Source organism: Anaerococcoides asporogena (assembly GCF_029590275.1).
In the GTDB taxonomy this organism is placed as follows: domain Bacteria; phylum Bacillota; class Clostridia; order Clostridiales; family Clostridiaceae; genus JG1575.
Window position 1 is genome coordinate 1,892,264 of record NZ_CP120965.1, and the last position, 16,317, is coordinate 1,908,580.

15 protein-coding genes are annotated in these 16,317 nt (G+C 51.6%); 14 read left to right on the forward strand and 1 reads right to left on the reverse strand.

What is annotated here, in order from left to right:
* The 9 genes from dxs (at position 1) to P6M73_RS08905 (ending at position 10,499) form a co-directional block, all read left to right on the forward strand.
* Positions 1-1,899 carry a 1-deoxy-D-xylulose-5-phosphate synthase gene (dxs, locus tag P6M73_RS08865; RefSeq protein WP_277852696.1) on the forward strand — a complete coding sequence of 633 codons (1,899 nt, stop codon included), beginning with the start codon at positions 1-3 and terminating at the stop codon, positions 1,897-1,899.
* On the forward strand, positions 1,886-2,731 hold the full coding sequence (locus P6M73_RS08870) for a TlyA family RNA methyltransferase (RefSeq protein ID WP_277852697.1): 846 nt from the start codon (positions 1,886-1,888) through the stop codon (positions 2,729-2,731). Before dxs ends, P6M73_RS08870 begins: the two co-directional genes overlap by 14 nt.
* Positions 2,724-3,590, forward strand: a complete 867-nt coding sequence (locus P6M73_RS08875; RefSeq protein ID WP_277852698.1) for an NAD(+)/NADH kinase — start codon at positions 2,724-2,726, stop codon at positions 3,588-3,590. Before P6M73_RS08870 ends, P6M73_RS08875 begins: the two co-directional genes overlap by 8 nt.
* Positions 3,591-3,600: 10 nt before the next feature.
* Positions 3,601-4,059, forward strand: coding sequence for an arginine repressor (locus tag P6M73_RS08880; RefSeq protein WP_277852699.1), 459 nt, complete (start codon positions 3,601-3,603; stop codon positions 4,057-4,059).
* A 9-nt stretch (positions 4,060-4,068) separates the two neighbouring features.
* Positions 4,069-5,763: a DNA repair protein RecN gene (recN, locus tag P6M73_RS08885; RefSeq protein ID WP_277852700.1), complete on the forward strand. Its 1,695-nt coding sequence runs from the start codon at positions 4,069-4,071 to the stop codon at positions 5,761-5,763.
* A 280-nt stretch (positions 5,764-6,043) separates the two neighbouring features.
* Positions 6,044-6,574: an NUDIX hydrolase gene (locus tag P6M73_RS08890; RefSeq protein ID WP_277852701.1), complete on the forward strand. Its 531-nt coding sequence runs from the start codon at positions 6,044-6,046 to the stop codon at positions 6,572-6,574.
* Positions 6,571-7,452, forward strand: a complete 882-nt coding sequence (locus P6M73_RS08895; protein WP_277852702.1) for a tyrosine recombinase — start codon at positions 6,571-6,573, stop codon at positions 7,450-7,452. Before P6M73_RS08890 ends, P6M73_RS08895 begins: the two co-directional genes overlap by 4 nt.
* 547 nt (positions 7,453-7,999) lie before the next feature.
* Positions 8,000-9,154 (forward strand): phosphopentomutase, encoded by a 1,155-nt coding sequence (locus P6M73_RS08900; protein WP_277852703.1) that lies wholly within the window; start codon positions 8,000-8,002, stop codon positions 9,152-9,154.
* 40 nt (positions 9,155-9,194) lie between these two features.
* Positions 9,195-10,499, forward strand: coding sequence for a pyrimidine-nucleoside phosphorylase (locus tag P6M73_RS08905; protein WP_277852704.1), 1,305 nt, complete (start codon positions 9,195-9,197; stop codon positions 10,497-10,499).
* A gap of 227 nt (positions 10,500-10,726) precedes the next feature.
* Here P6M73_RS08905 and P6M73_RS08910 read toward each other — a convergent pair whose 3' ends face one another.
* Positions 10,727-11,608, reverse strand: a complete 882-nt coding sequence (locus P6M73_RS08910) for a triphosphoribosyl-dephospho-CoA synthase (protein ID WP_277852705.1) — start codon at positions 11,606-11,608, stop codon at positions 10,727-10,729.
* A 65-nt stretch (positions 11,609-11,673) separates the two neighbouring features.
* Here P6M73_RS08910 and P6M73_RS08915 point away from each other — a divergent pair, with 65 nt between their 5' ends.
* The 5 genes from P6M73_RS08915 (at position 11,674) to gdhA (ending at position 16,253) form a co-directional block, all read left to right on the forward strand.
* Positions 11,674-12,474 carry a segregation and condensation protein A gene (locus P6M73_RS08915; RefSeq protein WP_277852706.1) on the forward strand — a complete coding sequence of 267 codons (801 nt, stop codon included), beginning with the start codon at positions 11,674-11,676 and terminating at the stop codon, positions 12,472-12,474.
* The gene (gene scpB / locus P6M73_RS08920) at positions 12,449-13,114 is read left to right on the forward strand and encodes an SMC-Scp complex subunit ScpB (protein WP_277852707.1); all 666 of its coding nucleotides are present in this window, start codon (positions 12,449-12,451) and stop codon (positions 13,112-13,114) included. The genes P6M73_RS08915 and scpB overlap by 26 nt, the downstream gene beginning before the upstream one ends.
* Complete coding sequence (gene mnmM / locus P6M73_RS08925) at positions 13,111-13,656, forward strand: tRNA 5-(aminomethyl)-2-thiouridylate-methyltransferase MnmM (RefSeq protein ID WP_277852708.1); 546 nt, start codon at positions 13,111-13,113, stop codon at positions 13,654-13,656. The genes scpB and mnmM overlap by 4 nt, the downstream gene beginning before the upstream one ends.
* A gap of 5 nt (positions 13,657-13,661) precedes the next feature.
* Complete coding sequence (locus tag P6M73_RS08930; RefSeq protein ID WP_277852709.1) at positions 13,662-14,522, forward strand: MurR/RpiR family transcriptional regulator; 861 nt, start codon at positions 13,662-13,664, stop codon at positions 14,520-14,522.
* Positions 14,523-14,885: 363 nt separating this feature from the next.
* Positions 14,886-16,253, forward strand: coding sequence for an NADP-specific glutamate dehydrogenase (gene gdhA, locus P6M73_RS08935; protein ID WP_277852710.1), 1,368 nt, complete (start codon positions 14,886-14,888; stop codon positions 16,251-16,253).
* Positions 16,254-16,317: the final 64 nt, after the last annotated feature.

The window sequence follows — 16,317 nt, forward strand, 5'->3', positions numbered from 1 at the left end:
ATGTATGAAATATTGAAGAAGTACCGGGGTCCCAAGACCCTGCCTGATATGAGCCTGGACGAACTGAATCAGCTGGCAGCCGAAATCCGTCAGTTTCTGATCCAGTCCGTGTCAAAAACCGGCGGCCACCTGGCTCCCAATCTGGGTGTGGTGGAACTGACCATTGCGCTGCATAATGTCTTCGACTTTTTGCAGGACCGGCTTGTCTTTGACGTCGGCCACCAAAGCTATGTCCATAAAATTCTTACCGGACGGGCCGGCGGGTTCAAGGCTTTGCGCAAATATGGCGGATTGTCCGGATTCCCCAAAACGACCGAATCGCCCTATGATCATTTCAACACCGGCCATGCCTCCACCTCGATCTCGGCAGCGCTTGGGATGGCCCGCGCCAGGGATATCAAAAAGCAGGACCACTCCGTGGTCTGTGTCATCGGCGACGGGGCTTTCAACGGCGGCATGATCTGGGAAGCGCTGAACGATGTCGGGTTCCGGCAGACACCGCTCATTATCGTCCTCAATGACAATGAAATGAGCATCTCACGCAATGTCGGCTCCATGAGCCTTTATCTGTCCAAGCTTCGCAGCGATGTGCATTATGAAAAGTTCAAGCAAAGCTTCCAGAAAAATGTAGAGAAACTGCCCATGGGCGATTCCCTTTCGCAGACCGCCAAATGGGTCAAGGATTCCGTCAAGGCCATGGTCGTGGAACAGGAAGGCATGATCTTCGAAAACATGGGGATCAAATACCTGGGACCGGTGGATGGCCACAACATCAAGGAAATGAGCAAGATTCTCAAGAAAGCCCGGGAAGTCAACGGACCGGTCATCGTCCACGCCATTACTCAGAAAGGGCGGGGCTATGACTTTGCGGTCCAGCATCCGGACAAGTTTCACGGGATTGCGCCGTTTGACTGTGAAAATGGTGAAATCTGCTTCAGTTCCAGCACCAATTACTCCAAAGTATTCGGCAGTACGCTGACCGAGCTGGCCGCGGATCATCCCGATCTGGTCGCCATCACCGCGGCCATGCCGCAAGGGACGGGACTTCAGGGCTTTTCAACGGCCTACCCCGACCGCTTTTTCGATGTCGGGATCACCGAAGAACATGCTGTGACGTTAGCCGCCGGCATGGCAATTTCCGGATTGAGACCCTATGTCGCAATCTATTCCACGTTCCTGCAGCGCAGTCTGGATCAGCTGATTCATGATGTCTGCATCCAAAATCTCAATGTTACATTCTGTCTGGACCGGGGAGGCATTGTCGGAGACGACGGAGAAACCCATCAGGGTATTTTTGATCTCGCCTACCTGTCCATGATTCCCAATATGACGGTTATGGCGCCCAAATCCATGGCCGAACTGGCTCAGATGGTGCGCTGGTCGACGCAGTTTACCGGTCCTCTGGCCATTCGTTACCCCCGAGGCGGCGATGAGAAGGGAATCCAGCTTCCTCCGCTAACGCAGTTTACTCCGGGAGTCTGGGAACGGCTGGATCCGGAGTCCGACACGGCCCCTGACATCGTGCTGATCGGAGTGGGCAAGATGACGGCGCGAGCCTGGGAAACCGCCCGCCGTCTTCGCGAACAGGGCTTAAGGGCTCAGGCTGTCCATGCCCCGTTCATCAAACCGCTGGATTCAGACTTCCTGGATCAGGTCCGGAACACCCGGCTGATTGTAACCCTGGAAGACGGCATCCTGCATGGCGGGTTCGGCGAATCCGTACTGGCCGATTTGGCCGGACGAAGCTTCAAGGGATTCTTCCTGCCCCTGGGTTACGATGACGCGTTCATCGAACAGGGGGATGTGGAGATCATCTATGAAAAATACGGCCTGAGCGTCGATCGCATCATAGCCCAGGTAAAAAATGCCTTTGAGGAAACTTCTCATGGCCAGGCTTGATCAGTACCTGATCCGGGCAGGCTTCCTGCCTGCCCGGGAGGCGGCCAGCGAGGAAATCAAGGCTGGAAAAGTTATGGTGAACAACAAGCTATGCATCAAGCCAGGCTACCAGGTGAAGGACACAGATCAGGTCCGTTATCTGGGCGAAGGCCGCCGCTATGTTTCCCGGGGAGCTCAGAAGATGCTTGGGGCGCTGAAGGCGTTCCATCCCATTCTGGAAGGCTGCCGCTGTCTGGATGTCGGTGCCTCCACCGGTGGATTCACTCAGGTAATGCTGGAACAAGGCGCCGCCTATGTCGCTGCGATTGATGTCGGACACGGTCAGCTGGATCCGATCCTGCAGCAGGATCCCCGGGTGAAGGAATACTCCGGGTTGAACTTTCGGTCCATACCGCCTGAACTGACGGAAGAACTCAGGGATTTTGACTTTGCCACCATGGATGTGTCTTTCATCTCGGTCTGCCTTCTGGCAGAACCGCTCCACCAGGCCCTGCGCGGCTCCGGTCAGGCGATCCTCCTGATCAAGCCCCAGTTTGAAGCCGGCCGGGGAGCTCATAACAAAGCCGGTGTCGTCAAAGATCCTCAAAAGCATGAGGAGGTTCTGCAAAAAGTCCTGGACTGCTGCGAAGCCTGCGGGTTTGAGCTGCTGGGACTGACCCACTCCCCGTTGAAAGGGCCCGAAGGCAACATCGAATATCTTTTATACATTGAAAAACATAACGATCCGGCACGGCCGTCCCAAACAGACCGGTTTCCGCTTGGAAGCATTGTGGCAGAAGCGTTCCGCGCCCTGGATCAACCGGAAGACCGGCTAAGGGGAACCCATGAGTAAACAGGAAGCCTTAAACGAGATCCGGGTCATCGGGCTCGGCATAAACCGGGACAAGGATCCGGATGAACTGATACAGAATAAAATACAGGATTTACTTTCACAGTATTTCCCGCAATGCGAGATTGTTGCCTTTGACAGTTATGAGCACCCTACGGTGGATCTGCTGGATCTGGATCTGTTCGTGGTGCTGGGCGGGGATGGAACGTTCCTGTCCGCTGCCCGGCTCATCCATGGCCTGGAAATCCCCATGTTGGGAATCAATATCGGCACGCTGGGATTCCTGACTGCCGTAGAATATCTGGATGCGGAAAAAGCCTTTCAGCTGATCCGGGACGGCCGATATACCATCGAACATCGCCATATGCTGAAAACCCGGTTCATGGCGGATGATGTCGTGGAAGAATTCGTCGCCATGAACGATGTCGTCGTGACCAAAGGTTCACTGGGACGCATCATGAATTATCGGATCTTCATTGATGGGCATCATGCCACGTCCTTCCGGGGCGACGGCGTCATTTTTGCCACACCGACCGGATCCACGGCGTACAACCTGTCCGCCGGCGGTCCCATTGTATATCCCACAGTCAATGCCATCTCCATGACGGCGATCAGCCCCCATACCCTGGGGGTACGAAATATGGTCATTGCCGGAGAGTCCCAGATCACCGTCCAGGTTAAGGGAGATGTTTCCAGCTATAATCTGTCGGTGGACGGTCAGCAGAATTTCAACATCGACACCAACCGAACCATTGAAATCACGGATTCCGGGCACAGAGCCCACATTGTTCGCCTGGACGGTTACGATTATTTTGATGTATTACGAAAGAAAGTAGTATATAAAGCCCAGGATACCTATTAGGAGGAAACGGATGAAAGCAAAACGACTGAACAAGATCCTTGACATCATCACCACCAAAAACATTGAAACACAGGAAGAACTGGCGGAAGAACTGAGAAAAGAAGGGTTCAAGATCACACAGGCGACCATCTCCCGGGATATTAAGAACCTCCACCTGACCAAAGTTCTGGGAAAGAACGGCAAATACAAGTACATCCTGTCCGTCAATGAACCCAAAGTCATTGACAATCAGATCATGTCCATTCTGCAGAATTCGATCACTCATGTGGAGTACATCGAACACATGGTGGTGATCAAAACCTTACCCGCATCCGCCGGGGCAGTAGCGGAAGCCATTGACCAGCTGGGACTGGAAGAAGTAGCCGGCACCCTGGCCGGTGACAACACGATTTTTGTTATGTTCCGCAACATCAAGAAAGCGGAGGCTTTCGTCCGCCGGATCGATTCCATGGTCCGCATCCACGAATAAGGAGAATCTATGCTTCGCCATCTGACGGTTCGAGACTTTGCCTTAATGGATCATCTGGAATGCTCGTTTCAGGACGGCTTCACCGTATTGACCGGAGAGACCGGCGCGGGCAAGTCCATCCTCATCGATGCCATCAGCTATGTGATGGGCACGAAATTCAACCGTGAATTCATCCGCTCAGGCAAAAGCAAAACCTCAGTGGAAGCCGAATTCGACATGACTCCCGGTCTGGAAGAGATGCTCAGCCGGGAGCAGATCCCGGTCCGGGAGACCCTGACTCTGTTTCGGGAAAATTCCGAAACGGGCCGCTCCGCCGCGGCCATCAACGGCCACCCGGTGCTGGTCGCCACCGTGAAACAGATCAGTCCGTTTCTTCTGGACATTCACGGCCAGCACAACAATCAAAATTTGCTGGACCCTGAAAACCATCTCGAATACCTGGATGAATACGGCAGAATCCGTCATTCGGAGGAATTCGGGGCTTATCGTGATCTGTATGTCACATTGAAAGAAAAAGAACAAAAACTGGCGGTCCTGACGCGCAATAACGAACGGGACAAGCTGATGGACTTTTTATCGTATCAGGTCGAAGAAATTAAAAAACACGGCTTATCAGAGACAGAAGAAGAAGAACTGCGCAGCAAGGAAAAAATGCTGTCTCATGCTCAGAAAATCGGAGAAGCGCTCAAGGATGCCGGACAGGCATTGTCCGATGAACCGCTGGATGCGCTGAATCATTCCATCCGCTCACTGCGCTCCGTAGGAGAAGTCTTTGAGGAAGCCGGCAAACTGGCGCAGGTGATCGAAGATGCGTTTTACAATCTGGTGGAAGCCCGTCGGGATTTGACCAGTATCGCAGATGAAGTATATTTTGACGGCAATGAGCTGGATGAGATCAACGGTCGACTGTACATCTACGACGCCATGCGCAAGAAGTACGGACCCACGACCCAGGCGGTTCTGGAAGAACTCAGCCGAATGGAAGACGAACTCTATGAACTGACCCATGCCGAGGAACTGATCGCCGCACTCAAGCAGGAGATCCATCGACTCAAGGGAGAAGCACTGGAAGCCGGATCCATTTTGTCTGTTCTGCGCAAATCTGCCGCAGTAGAACTGTCCGACCGAATCAACCGTGAGCTGAAGTTCGTCGGCCTGGGCAAAGCTGATTTCATGCCCCAGATCCTGGAAGGGGAAGCATTTACCGAGAACGGCACCGATGAAGTCCGCTTCCTGATTTCCACCAATACCGGGGAACCCCAAAAACCACTGGAAAAAATTGTCTCCGGCGGAGAACTCTCCCGGATCATGCTGGCACTGAAAGCTTCCTTCATTGATCGGGAAGGAACTCCCACCGTCATTTTTGATGAGATCGACACCGGCATATCCGGAAGCATCGCCCAGGCAGTGGGCGAGAAGATGCATCAGATTTCCGAAAACACTCAGGTCCTGTGTGTCACACATCTGCCTCAGATTGCTGCCTGGTCAGATCATCATCTGGTCGCGCAGAAAGCGGAACGCGGAGGGCGTACCTATTCCCAGGTGTCCGTTGCCACTGCCGAGGACAAGGTTCTGGAGATTGCCAAAATGCTGGCCGGTTCAGAATTAACTTCCACAATCCTCGCCAATGCGAAAGAACTGGTAGAGACGACAGAAAAAAGAAAGAAGCCGGCAGCCGGCAAAAATCCGGTACCGAATAAATAAGGGCTCTTTAGGAAATAGGGCTGATCAGCGTGTAATACTAGCATTTGTCCCGCCGATGGTGGGATTTTTTCTTTTGTTTTAACAAAAGTGGCTTGTACATTGCGATCGAATTGATTATCATGGTATTAACATAATAATGATCAAAATGAAACTTGATTGTATACAGTCAATCCATTCCTTTGTCCCAAATTCTATGAGATAATTGAAGGAAAGGTTTATTTACATAATAAATAATATCTATTTTCTGGTTTGCAGTATTCAAATGATGAAGGGGGACTCCATGATCAACAAAGAAACGACAATAAAGAAAGAAATACTCTATTCAGGGAAAATTGTGACCCTGGAATTGCATGAAGTGAAAACTGATCTTGGAAATCATTCCCGTCGTGAAATTATCCGACACGCCGCCGGCGTTGTGATTCTCGGTTATACCGACCAGAATCGAATGATCCTGCTTCGTCAGTTCCGTAAACCCTTCGAAGAAGCAGTACTGGAACTGCCCGCCGGTAAACTGGAGGCGGGAGAGGATCCGCTGGATACCGCCCGCAGGGAATTTCAGGAAGAAACCGGCTATTACCCCGGATCCATGGAATTTTTGGGTGAAGCTCTGACCAGCCCCGGTTACTCCGATGAAGTCCTCTACATTTATCGAGCGAAAGACCTTCGGGAAGATCCCCTGGATGGCGATGCGGATGAGTCTTTTGAATATTTTGAAATGACACCAGAGGAGGTGACGGCCTGTATCCGGAGCGGTGAGCTGAAAGACGCCAAAAGTCTTTGCGCGCTCTACCTGGATGGGCTGATGCGATGATGGATGAACAAATCCATGTCTATTTGACCAGCCTGGCAAGTCAGGGGAAGTCACAAAATACAATCGATGCTTATCGGCGGGATCTCAGGAAGTTCGAAGTCTTCATGAAAGAAGAGTCCTTGAGCCTGCAGCAGTTTGAAGAACTCCAGATCGTGTCCTATACGGAATACCTCATGGATTCAGGAATCTCCAAGTCTTCCATTATCCGAAACCTGGTAACGCTGCGTAATTTCTATAAATTCCTGCGTCGGCAGGGATATGTTCTGGAAGCGCCCATTCTATACTATGAATTGCCGCATCTGGATCGTGACCTCCCGGAAATTCTGACAGTCGATGAGATCCGCCAGATTCTGGAAGCCCCGGATCAGGAATCCAACAAGGGGAAACGGGATCGGGCCATTCTGGAACTGCTGTATGCTTCCGGGCTGAAAGTATCGGAACTGATTCACCTGAAACTCTCAGACGTCAACCTGGAAAAGCGGTACATCGTCGGAACGGGCAGCAAAGGCAAGGAACGTCTGATTCCCATCGGCAGCAAGGCCGTGGAATCACTGAATCATTACCTGACGATCCGCGATCGGATGGCCAATGAAAGCTCCACCTTCCTGTTTACTTCCAATCAGGGCGACACCATTACCCGTCAGGGCATCTGGAAACTGCTGAAAACCTATAAGGATCAGGTTGGCATTACCAAAGAAGTCAACTTGAATACGCTGCGACATTCCTTTGCCGTGCATCTTCTGGACAACGGTGCTGATATGAAGGCTGTTCAGGAAATGCTTGGACATACCGATATCAACGCGACGCTGCGCTATGAAGAACTGAAGAAGAAAAATAAGCTCATGGAGATCTACAACCACACACATCCCAGGGCTTAATCGGTTTCCGGCCAGGCAGTAACTTCTATAAGCAGTATCTTCCATAATCTGAACCTAACACAAAACCTGCAGCTCTCCCTGACGGCGGATTGATTTCTGTCATCAGGGAGAGTTTTTTGACAGCTCAGGAGACGAAAGATACCGCGCAGCAGAGTACGGCTGAATAATCGAGAATCTGGGCGCAACGATTAGGCAGGATCGCTGTCATGGACCGTGCAAAACGATGATTCCAGCGCTGTATCGTATAAACAGGACAGTGCACTGCCTGTTGTGTCAATTGCTAATCTTTCTTTTTGTTAACAAATGCGTGATGAAACCGACACTTCTGCATGCGATAATAGAATGAGAATTGTGTACCCGGAAGACGCAGTCAGCTCCGATTCTGTGAGGTACTGCTTCATCTGGATTGAACAGCGTCCTGTTTGAACAGCGTCTTGTCTGAACAGCATCCGAAGTTTAAAATTCTATCTTCGTGGATTCTGCGCAGGCTTACTTATGAACAATTGAGACATGGAACATAGAAAATAATCGAATGAGGAGACAGCAAATGAAACGAGCGATTTTATTGATTTTAGATTCTGTCGGTATCGGCGCAATGCCGGATGCCGACCAGTATGGTGACGCCGGATCCAATACCCTGGCAAATACCGCAGCGATGACCGGAGGATTAAAATTGCCTAATCTTGGTCAGATGGGACTTGGCAACATACATGAACTGAAGGGAGTGCCTGCCCAGAACAGCCCGACCGCGGCCTACGGCAAAGCTGCCGAAGCTTCAGTGGGCAAGGATACGGTAACGGGTCACTGGGAAATTTCTGGCTGCATTCTGGACACGCCTTTGAACACCTATCCGGATGGATTTCCTCCGGATATCATGGCTGAATTCGAACGGCGCATTGGCCGGGGCACCTTGGGCAATGTGGTCGCTTCCGGGACGGAGATCATCAAGGAACTGGGCGAGGAACACGTTGCAACCGGGAAGCCGATTATCTACACTTCAGCGGATTCGGTCTTCCAGATCGCCGCTCACGAAGAAGTGATCCCTTTGCCGGAACTATACAAAATGTGTGAGATCGCCAGAGAAATGCTCATGGGCGACTGGACCGTCGGCCGTGTCATTGCCCGTCCGTTTATCGGCGAATCCGCCGAAACCTTCCAGCGGACCTCCAATCGTCACGATTACTCCCTGGATCCCGTCTGCAAAACGATGATGGACTATATCAAGGAAGCCGGACAGCAGGTCTACGGTGTCGGCAAGATCAACGATATCTTCAATGGCAAAGGCATTACCAAAACCGTCCGGACCAGCGGCAACGAAGACGGCATGAAAAAAACCCTGGAAGCAGTCGGGGAGGATTCGGATGGCCTGATTTTCATCAACCTGGTGGATTTTGACATGCTCTTTGGCCACCGCAACAACCCGGAGGGCTACAAAGCTGCCCTGGAAGCAGTGGATGTCTGGATCCCCCAGCTGCTCAGCGAGCTGAAAGACGAGGACCTTCTCATCATCACCGCCGACCACGGCTGCGATCCGACCAATGAATCCACGGACCATTCGCGGGAGTATATTCCGCTGCTGGTTTACGGTAAGAATATGGAACCAAAGGATCTGGGTGTCCGGACCTCTTTCACCGACATTGGCAAATCCATCCTGGCTTACCTTGGCATCGAAAACAGCCTTCATGGCATCAGCTTCATTTAGGACGTCCTGACTTCATAGATTCAGGGAAAGGATGCACTGCATGCAAATCACGGATATCATTCGCAGGAAAAAACACGGATTGGAACTGACACCCGAGGAAATCCGCTACTTTGTCGACGGATACACCAAAGGAACCATTCCGGATTACCAGATCTCGTCGCTGCTCATGGCCATCTGGTTCAAAGGCATGACAAAGGAAGAAACGTCCGAACTGACCATGGCGTTTGTGGAATCCGGTGACACCATGGATCTGTCGGCGATCCCCGGGATCAAGGTGGACAAGCATTCCACCGGCGGCGTCGGAGACAAAATCAGTCTGATCGTTCTGCCGGTGGTAGCCGCTCTGGGCATTCCGGTCGCCAAGCTGTCCGGCAAGGGCCTGGGACATACAGGCGGTACCATCGACAAACTGGAATCCGTTCCCGGTTTTTCCACACAGATCGAACTGGATCGGTTCATTGAGAACGTTCAGCGTCATGGCGTTGCATTGGCCGGTCAGACCGGTGATCTGACGCCGGCGGATAAAAAGTTCTACGCTCTGCGCGACGTTACGGAAACTGTCGACTCCATCCCGCTGATTGCCGCTTCCATTATGAGCAAGAAGCTGGCGTCCGGATCGGATGCCATTGTCCTGGATGTTAAAACCGGCGAAGGCGCTTTCATGAAAGATCTGGCAGACTCGCGAATTCTGGCCAAGACCATGGTGGAGATCGGCAATCACCTGGGTCGTCAAACCGTTGCAGTGCTTACGGACATGAATGAACCGCTGGGACATGAAATCGGCAACGCCAACGAAGTCATCGAAGCCATTGAAATCCTTAAGGGACAGAAAATCCGTGGATTGTACGATGTGGCTCTGACCATTGCCAGCTACATGATCTGGCTGGGCGGAAAAGCCGCCAGCATGGAACAGGCAAAACCCCTGGTTGAAGAAGTGATTGCCTCCGGTCAGGCGCTGTTCAAATTCAGGGAGTTCATTGCCAATCAAGGCGGAAATCCGGCCATAGTGGATGATTACTCTTTGCTGCCGCAGACACAGAACGAACGGGAAATCCGCTCCGATGTCGCCGGCTATGTCACCGGAATCACGGCAACCGATATCGGTTACGCGGCGATGCATCTGGGAGCTGGCCGCCAGACAAAGGAAGATCACCTGGATTATGCTGCCGGCATCCATTTAACAAAGTTGGTGGGAGACCCGGTACAACCAGGCGATGTGCTCTGTGTCCTGAAGTACAATGACCGGAATCCGGAGGAATCGGCACTGCTGGCTCGCAAGGCATTTCAGATCGGTGCGGTGCCGCCGGTACGAACCGATTATATTCTGGATGTCGTGATGGAATAGTTCTATGGACGGCTGAATGAGGGTGACTGCCCAATCCATCAGATCCGCCACGAAAGACACCTAAGACAACTAAAACAACTAAGACAACTAAGACAACCAAGTCATTCAAGTCATTCAAGTCATTCAAGTCATTCAAGTCATTCAAGTCAAACAAAGCCAGCCATCCGTCCAGTATGATTCTGGCCGGATGGCTGGCTTTGACATGTTTGGTAATAAGATGATCATCCTTAGATGGCACCAATCTTTGAGTTGCTGTCAGGAGACAGTGCCCGCTCCAGGAACAGGGTCAGAGCCAGGTGGTCTGCCGCGCCCCCGGGGGACAGGTTTTGCCGGGTTGCCGCTTCGTCAAAGCGCTGAAACGACTGGATCAGTTCCGGCGGAGTCAGGGAAGGACTGGATTTGAGAAGGTTTCGGGATTGCTCCCGCATGAAATGTAGCCCGGTCAAGCCGCCCCGGCGCACCAGATTGGTGTCTCCGGTAACCAGAATGAGTTCCAGCAGCGTCATCAGGCAGGGCAGGTCCGGATCAGTATACTGAGTCTGATAGTCCGCCAGTCGAGGCAGTCCCACTTCAAACACAGCCGGAAAGCCGGCTTCTGCCTCCGCCCGGATTCCTTTGAGACCGTACTGATTGTAGACAGCCTGGCCATGAGTGGGATGTGCCCCGGCTGTGAGTTCTCCGGTCAACCCGGAGGCATTCAGCCGGATCAGTTCTCTTAAATCAGGGATGTCTGTGGCAGTCAGCGGACGCTCGCAGCGCAGGGACAGGCGGACCATGCAGGCGCAAACCAGCCCCAGACTGAAGATCAGCCCTTTGTGGGTATTGGCCCCCCCGGTGGCTTTGAGCATGCTTTTCTCGGCTGCCATGCCGGCAGCGCGCAGCCTGGGCAATACCAGATCCGTCGGACTGGCCGCCGCCAGGGTCATAAACTGAGCAAACCATGGCCGCAGCGTCCGGGCCGAGATCAGGAAGGTGTCCAGGTCCATATCCTCGTGACTGCCGGAATTATACCGGTCAACCAGGCCCGGCTTGGGGCCGCACCAAACTTCCGCCTCCAGGGCGTATTCTGTTGTCTTTGCTAAAAATTCAATATAAGCTTTGGTATCCATGATCTCAGTATAGCATGGGAAGGCCCTTGCCTCTGTGATATAATTCCAAGGTAGGAGACATTGCCATGGAACAGTTTAATCTTCATTTAGATAATTTTGAAGGGCCCTTCGATCTATTGCTGAAACTGATCAAGGTCAACAAAATGGAAATTACCGACATCAAAATATATGAAATCACGGAACAGTACATGGCCGTTCTTCGCGCGATGGAAGAGCTCGATCTGGAAGTCGCTACTGAATTTTTTGTGCTGGCAGCGACACTGATTGAAATCAAAAGCCGGGAACTTCTGCCCAAAAAATCAGCGGATGAGGCCGAAATTCCTTCCCGCGAACTGCTCCTGCATAAGCTGCAGGAATATGAATTCTTCCGAGAGAAAGCCTATGACCTGATGAGCCGGTTCCATCAGGAGGATGTGCTGGTGACGCGCCTGCCCATGACGCTGCCGGAGGATCGAACCATTGAAATCATCATTCCGCCGAATTTCGGACCGGACAAATTTTTCCTGCTCTACATGGAACTGCTGGACCGCCAGAAGGACAAAATGAATACCTCCACCGTGATTGAACGCCGTATCAGCACGGACGCATTCAAGGTGGAAGATAAGATCGTAGAACTGAAAGATACATTGCAAAAATATAAATCGTTCCGCTTCTCCCAGATCATGGAGCAAGCCAGCGGCCGATCGGAAATCATCGTCTTTTTCCTGGCTTTGCTGGAGATGGTTCGAAATCTGGACGTTGTGGTCTATCAGTCCGAGGCGGGCGGCGAGCTGATTATACAGGAACGAGCCGAGCAGGAACTGCCGGATGATTGGGAAGCACCACAAGGAGGAAGCAGCCATGGACCGACTGGAACACGGGAATAAGGGGACGCTCATTCGAAAGGAAGAGCTGAAAGGCCGGCTGGAAGCGGTGCTGTTTGCAGCCGGGGATCCCATGACGGTTCGGGAAATGGCCACACTGCTGGACGTGGTGCCGGATGCTGTGGAGATGCTGCTGGAGGAGATGGCGCTGGATTACGCGAGGGCAGAGCGCGGTCTTCAGATTATTCGGCTGGAGGATCGGATCCAGCTGACCACGAAACTGGACTATTCCAGTTCGGTGCTCAAGCTCGCCCAGGTCAACGAACGACAGACTCTGTCCAAGGGCGCGCTGGAATGCCTGGCCATCATCGCCTACAAGCAGCCGGTAACCCGGGTGGAGGTGGATGAAATCCGCGGCGTCAGTTCTGACTATGTCCTCAGCAAGCTGCTGGAACGAAGCTTTATAACGGTCATTGGCCGAAAGAACGTGCCAGGCAAACCAAAACTCTATGCGACAACCGATGAATTCCTGCGTCAGTTCGGCTTTTCCAACCTCAAGGCCTTCTCAGAGGATGAAACCTATCAATCCCTGCTCCGGCGGGTAGGAACAGGCTCTGAGGAAGGTGATCTGGAGATACTTCCGGATGATGACGAGGGGGAAGAGACCCAGTTGACGCTTTGGGGCCAGGAGAAGTCCGAATGAGCCGCTTTTCCCTGGTGACCGGAGTCAGCGACCTGTCTCACCGGATCATTCGCAGCCTGTTTCCCGATGGCGGGAAGCTGGCCATGGACTGCACGCTGGGCAATGGTCACGATGCGGATTTTCTGGCCGACTGGTTCGAGGAAGTCATTGCAATGGATATTCTGCCGCATGCGGTGGAAAACTACCCGGCAAAATCGAATGTCATGAAATATTGCATGGACCATGCTGCAATTGAAAGTTTTCATGCAAATCCAGACCTGATCGTGTATAATTTAGGGTATCTACCCGGTGGGGATAAACAGACGACCACCACGGCCGACCGGACCATCCCGTCACTTCAGGCCGCACTGCATATCCTCCGTCCCGGCGGCTTCATTTCCATCGCTCTTTATACAGGCCACGATGGCGGGGAAGAGGCCAGGGCGGTGCTTGATTTTGTGCAGGCCCTCCCGGAACGTGACTACGGTGTGATCCACTACAACTTTATCAATCGAAGCAATCAGCCTCCCAGCTTATTGACTGTGGAAAAAAGGAAGGAATAATCTGCATGGAAACTACCAACCTGGATCTGATGAGGATCATCCAGTCCAAGTTTACGCGACTGTCCAAAGGTCAGAAAATGATCGCCGACTTTATTTTGAAGCATTATGACAAGGCCGCCTTCATGACAGCTGCCAAATTGGGGCAGAATGTCGGCGTCTCTGAATCCACGGTGGTTCGCTTTGCGATTGAACTGGGCTATGAGGGCTATCCGGAACTGCAAAAATCACTGCAGGAACTGGTTAAGACCAAACTGACCGCGGTTCAGCGCCTGGAACTGACCAATGATCTGGTGGATGAGGAAAATGCGCTGAAAAGTGTGCTCAAGGCTGATATGGAAAACATCCGAACCACCATGGAAAAGGTAAACCAGAGAACCTTTGATGCCTTTGTCGACCATATCGTCAATGCCAACAAAGTATATATCATCGGCCTGCGCAGCTCCTCCGCGCTGTCGGAATTCCTCGGTTTCTACCTGAATCTGATTTTGAACAACGTTCTTGTGCTGCAGCATGGGATGAGCGACATTTATGAGCAAATGCTCCATCTGGGACCCAATGATGTCATTATCGGTATCGGTTTCCCGCGCTATTCAATCAAAACAGTCCAGATCCTGAAATTTGCCCGCGGCCGCGGCGCTAAGGTGCTGTGCCTGACGGATTCGCTGTTGTCGCCACTGGCAGCCATTTCTGATCTGACGGTCATCGCTCAGAGCAACATGGCTTCCTTCGTCGATTCGCTGGTAGCACCCATGTCGATTATCAACGCCATCATCATCTCAGTCGGTTTGAAGCGCCGCCAGGCAGTCAGCGAAACGTTCTCCAAGCTGGAAGAAATCTGGGAAGAGAACAAAGTATTCCTGACCTGATGTTCAGCGGACATCAACTGATGTCGTTCCACGGTGTCCAAAAACCACCCGGTTTTTGGACACCGTTGTTTTTTGCTTATATCGATAAGTGACAACTTATGCTTATTATTAAAAGTCCATTTGTAATGGGTTAAATTTTCTGAAATTTACTTATCAGAGCGATAACTTTCGCCGATTTTATCAAACTAACATTTGAGTTCTTAGCCTTTTTTAAAATTTTGTGAACGAAAATTACAGAAAGGTAGTTTATGTAAATGTTTTTATGCAAAGGTGGTAAAGTTTGATTTTGACCTTACAAAACGGACATTTGATAGTAAAATGTTTATGTAAGCAGTAACATTCATGTTTAGGAGGTTATCATTCATGGCAAACAACATCATGGCACCAAAAGAATATATTGAAAGTGTCCTTGAGGATGTCAAAAAAAGAAACGCCAACGAACCAGAATTCATCCAAGCGGTGGAAGAAGTCTTCCATTCACTGAAACCAATTCTGGAACAGCACCCTGAGTACATCGATAACAACCTGCTCTCGCGGTTTGTAGAACCCGAGCGGCAGATCATGTTTAAGGTTCCGTGGAGAGATGATGCAGGCAACCTGCATGTCAACAGAGGCTACCGTGTTCAGTTCAACGGTGCCATCGGACCCTACAAGGGCGGTCTAAGATTCCAGCCCAATGTTAATCTTGGAATTATTAAATTCCTCGGATTCGAACAGATCCTGAAAAACTCCCTGACCGGTCTCCCGATCGGCGGCGGAAAAGGTGGAGCTGACTTCGACCCGACTGGCAAATCCGATGCTGAAATCCGTCGTTTCTGCGAAAGCTTCATGATGGAACTGTATCGCCACATCGGACCGGACGTTGACGTACCGGCTGGTGACATGGGTGTTGCAGGAAGAGAAATCGGATACCTGTATGGAACCTATAAGAGAATTAAGGGCGTATTCGAGAACGGCGTTTTGACCGGAAAAGGCATCCCTTACGGCGGATCCCTGATTCGTCCGGAAGCAACCGGTTTCGGTATCGCTTACTTCTGCAATGAGATCCTCAAGCACGAGAATGACACTATGGAAGGCAAAACTGTGGCCGTTTCCGGATTCGGCAACGTTTCATGGGGCGCCTGCATGAAGGTCAGCCACCTCGGTGGTAAAGTCGTTACATTGTCCGGACCGGACGGATACATCTATGATCCGAACGGCGTCAACACCCCGGAAAAATGGAACTACATGGTCGAGATGAGAAACTCAGGCCGCAACAAGGTCAAGGACTACGCTGACAAATTCGGCGTGGAATTCTTCCCCGGAGAAAAACCATGGGGCAGAAAAGTTGACATCATCATGCCCTGCGCAATGCAGAATGACATCCGCATTGAACACGCTGAGCAGATTGTTGCCAACGGCATCAAGTACATCTGTGAAGGCGCCAACATGCCTTGCACCAATGAAGCAGTAAACTACTTCCAGGAAAAGGGCCTCATCGTCGGACCTTCCAAGGCAGCCAATGCCGGTGGAGTTTCCGTTTCCGCTCTGGAAATGGCTCAGAACTCCATGAGATTCTCCTGGACCGAAGAAGAAGTAGATGCCAAGCTGAAGCAGATCATGTTCAACATCCACAAGAACGCCATGGACGCCGCTGAAAAATACGGCTTCGGCTACAACCTCGTGGCTGGCGCTAACCTCGCTGGATTTGATAAAGTTGCCAAGGCAATGATGGCTCAGGGCGATTACTAAGAATCATTTTTCCCATTAAAGATTAAAGAACATCAAAAAAACCAGACACGTGAGATCATATGGT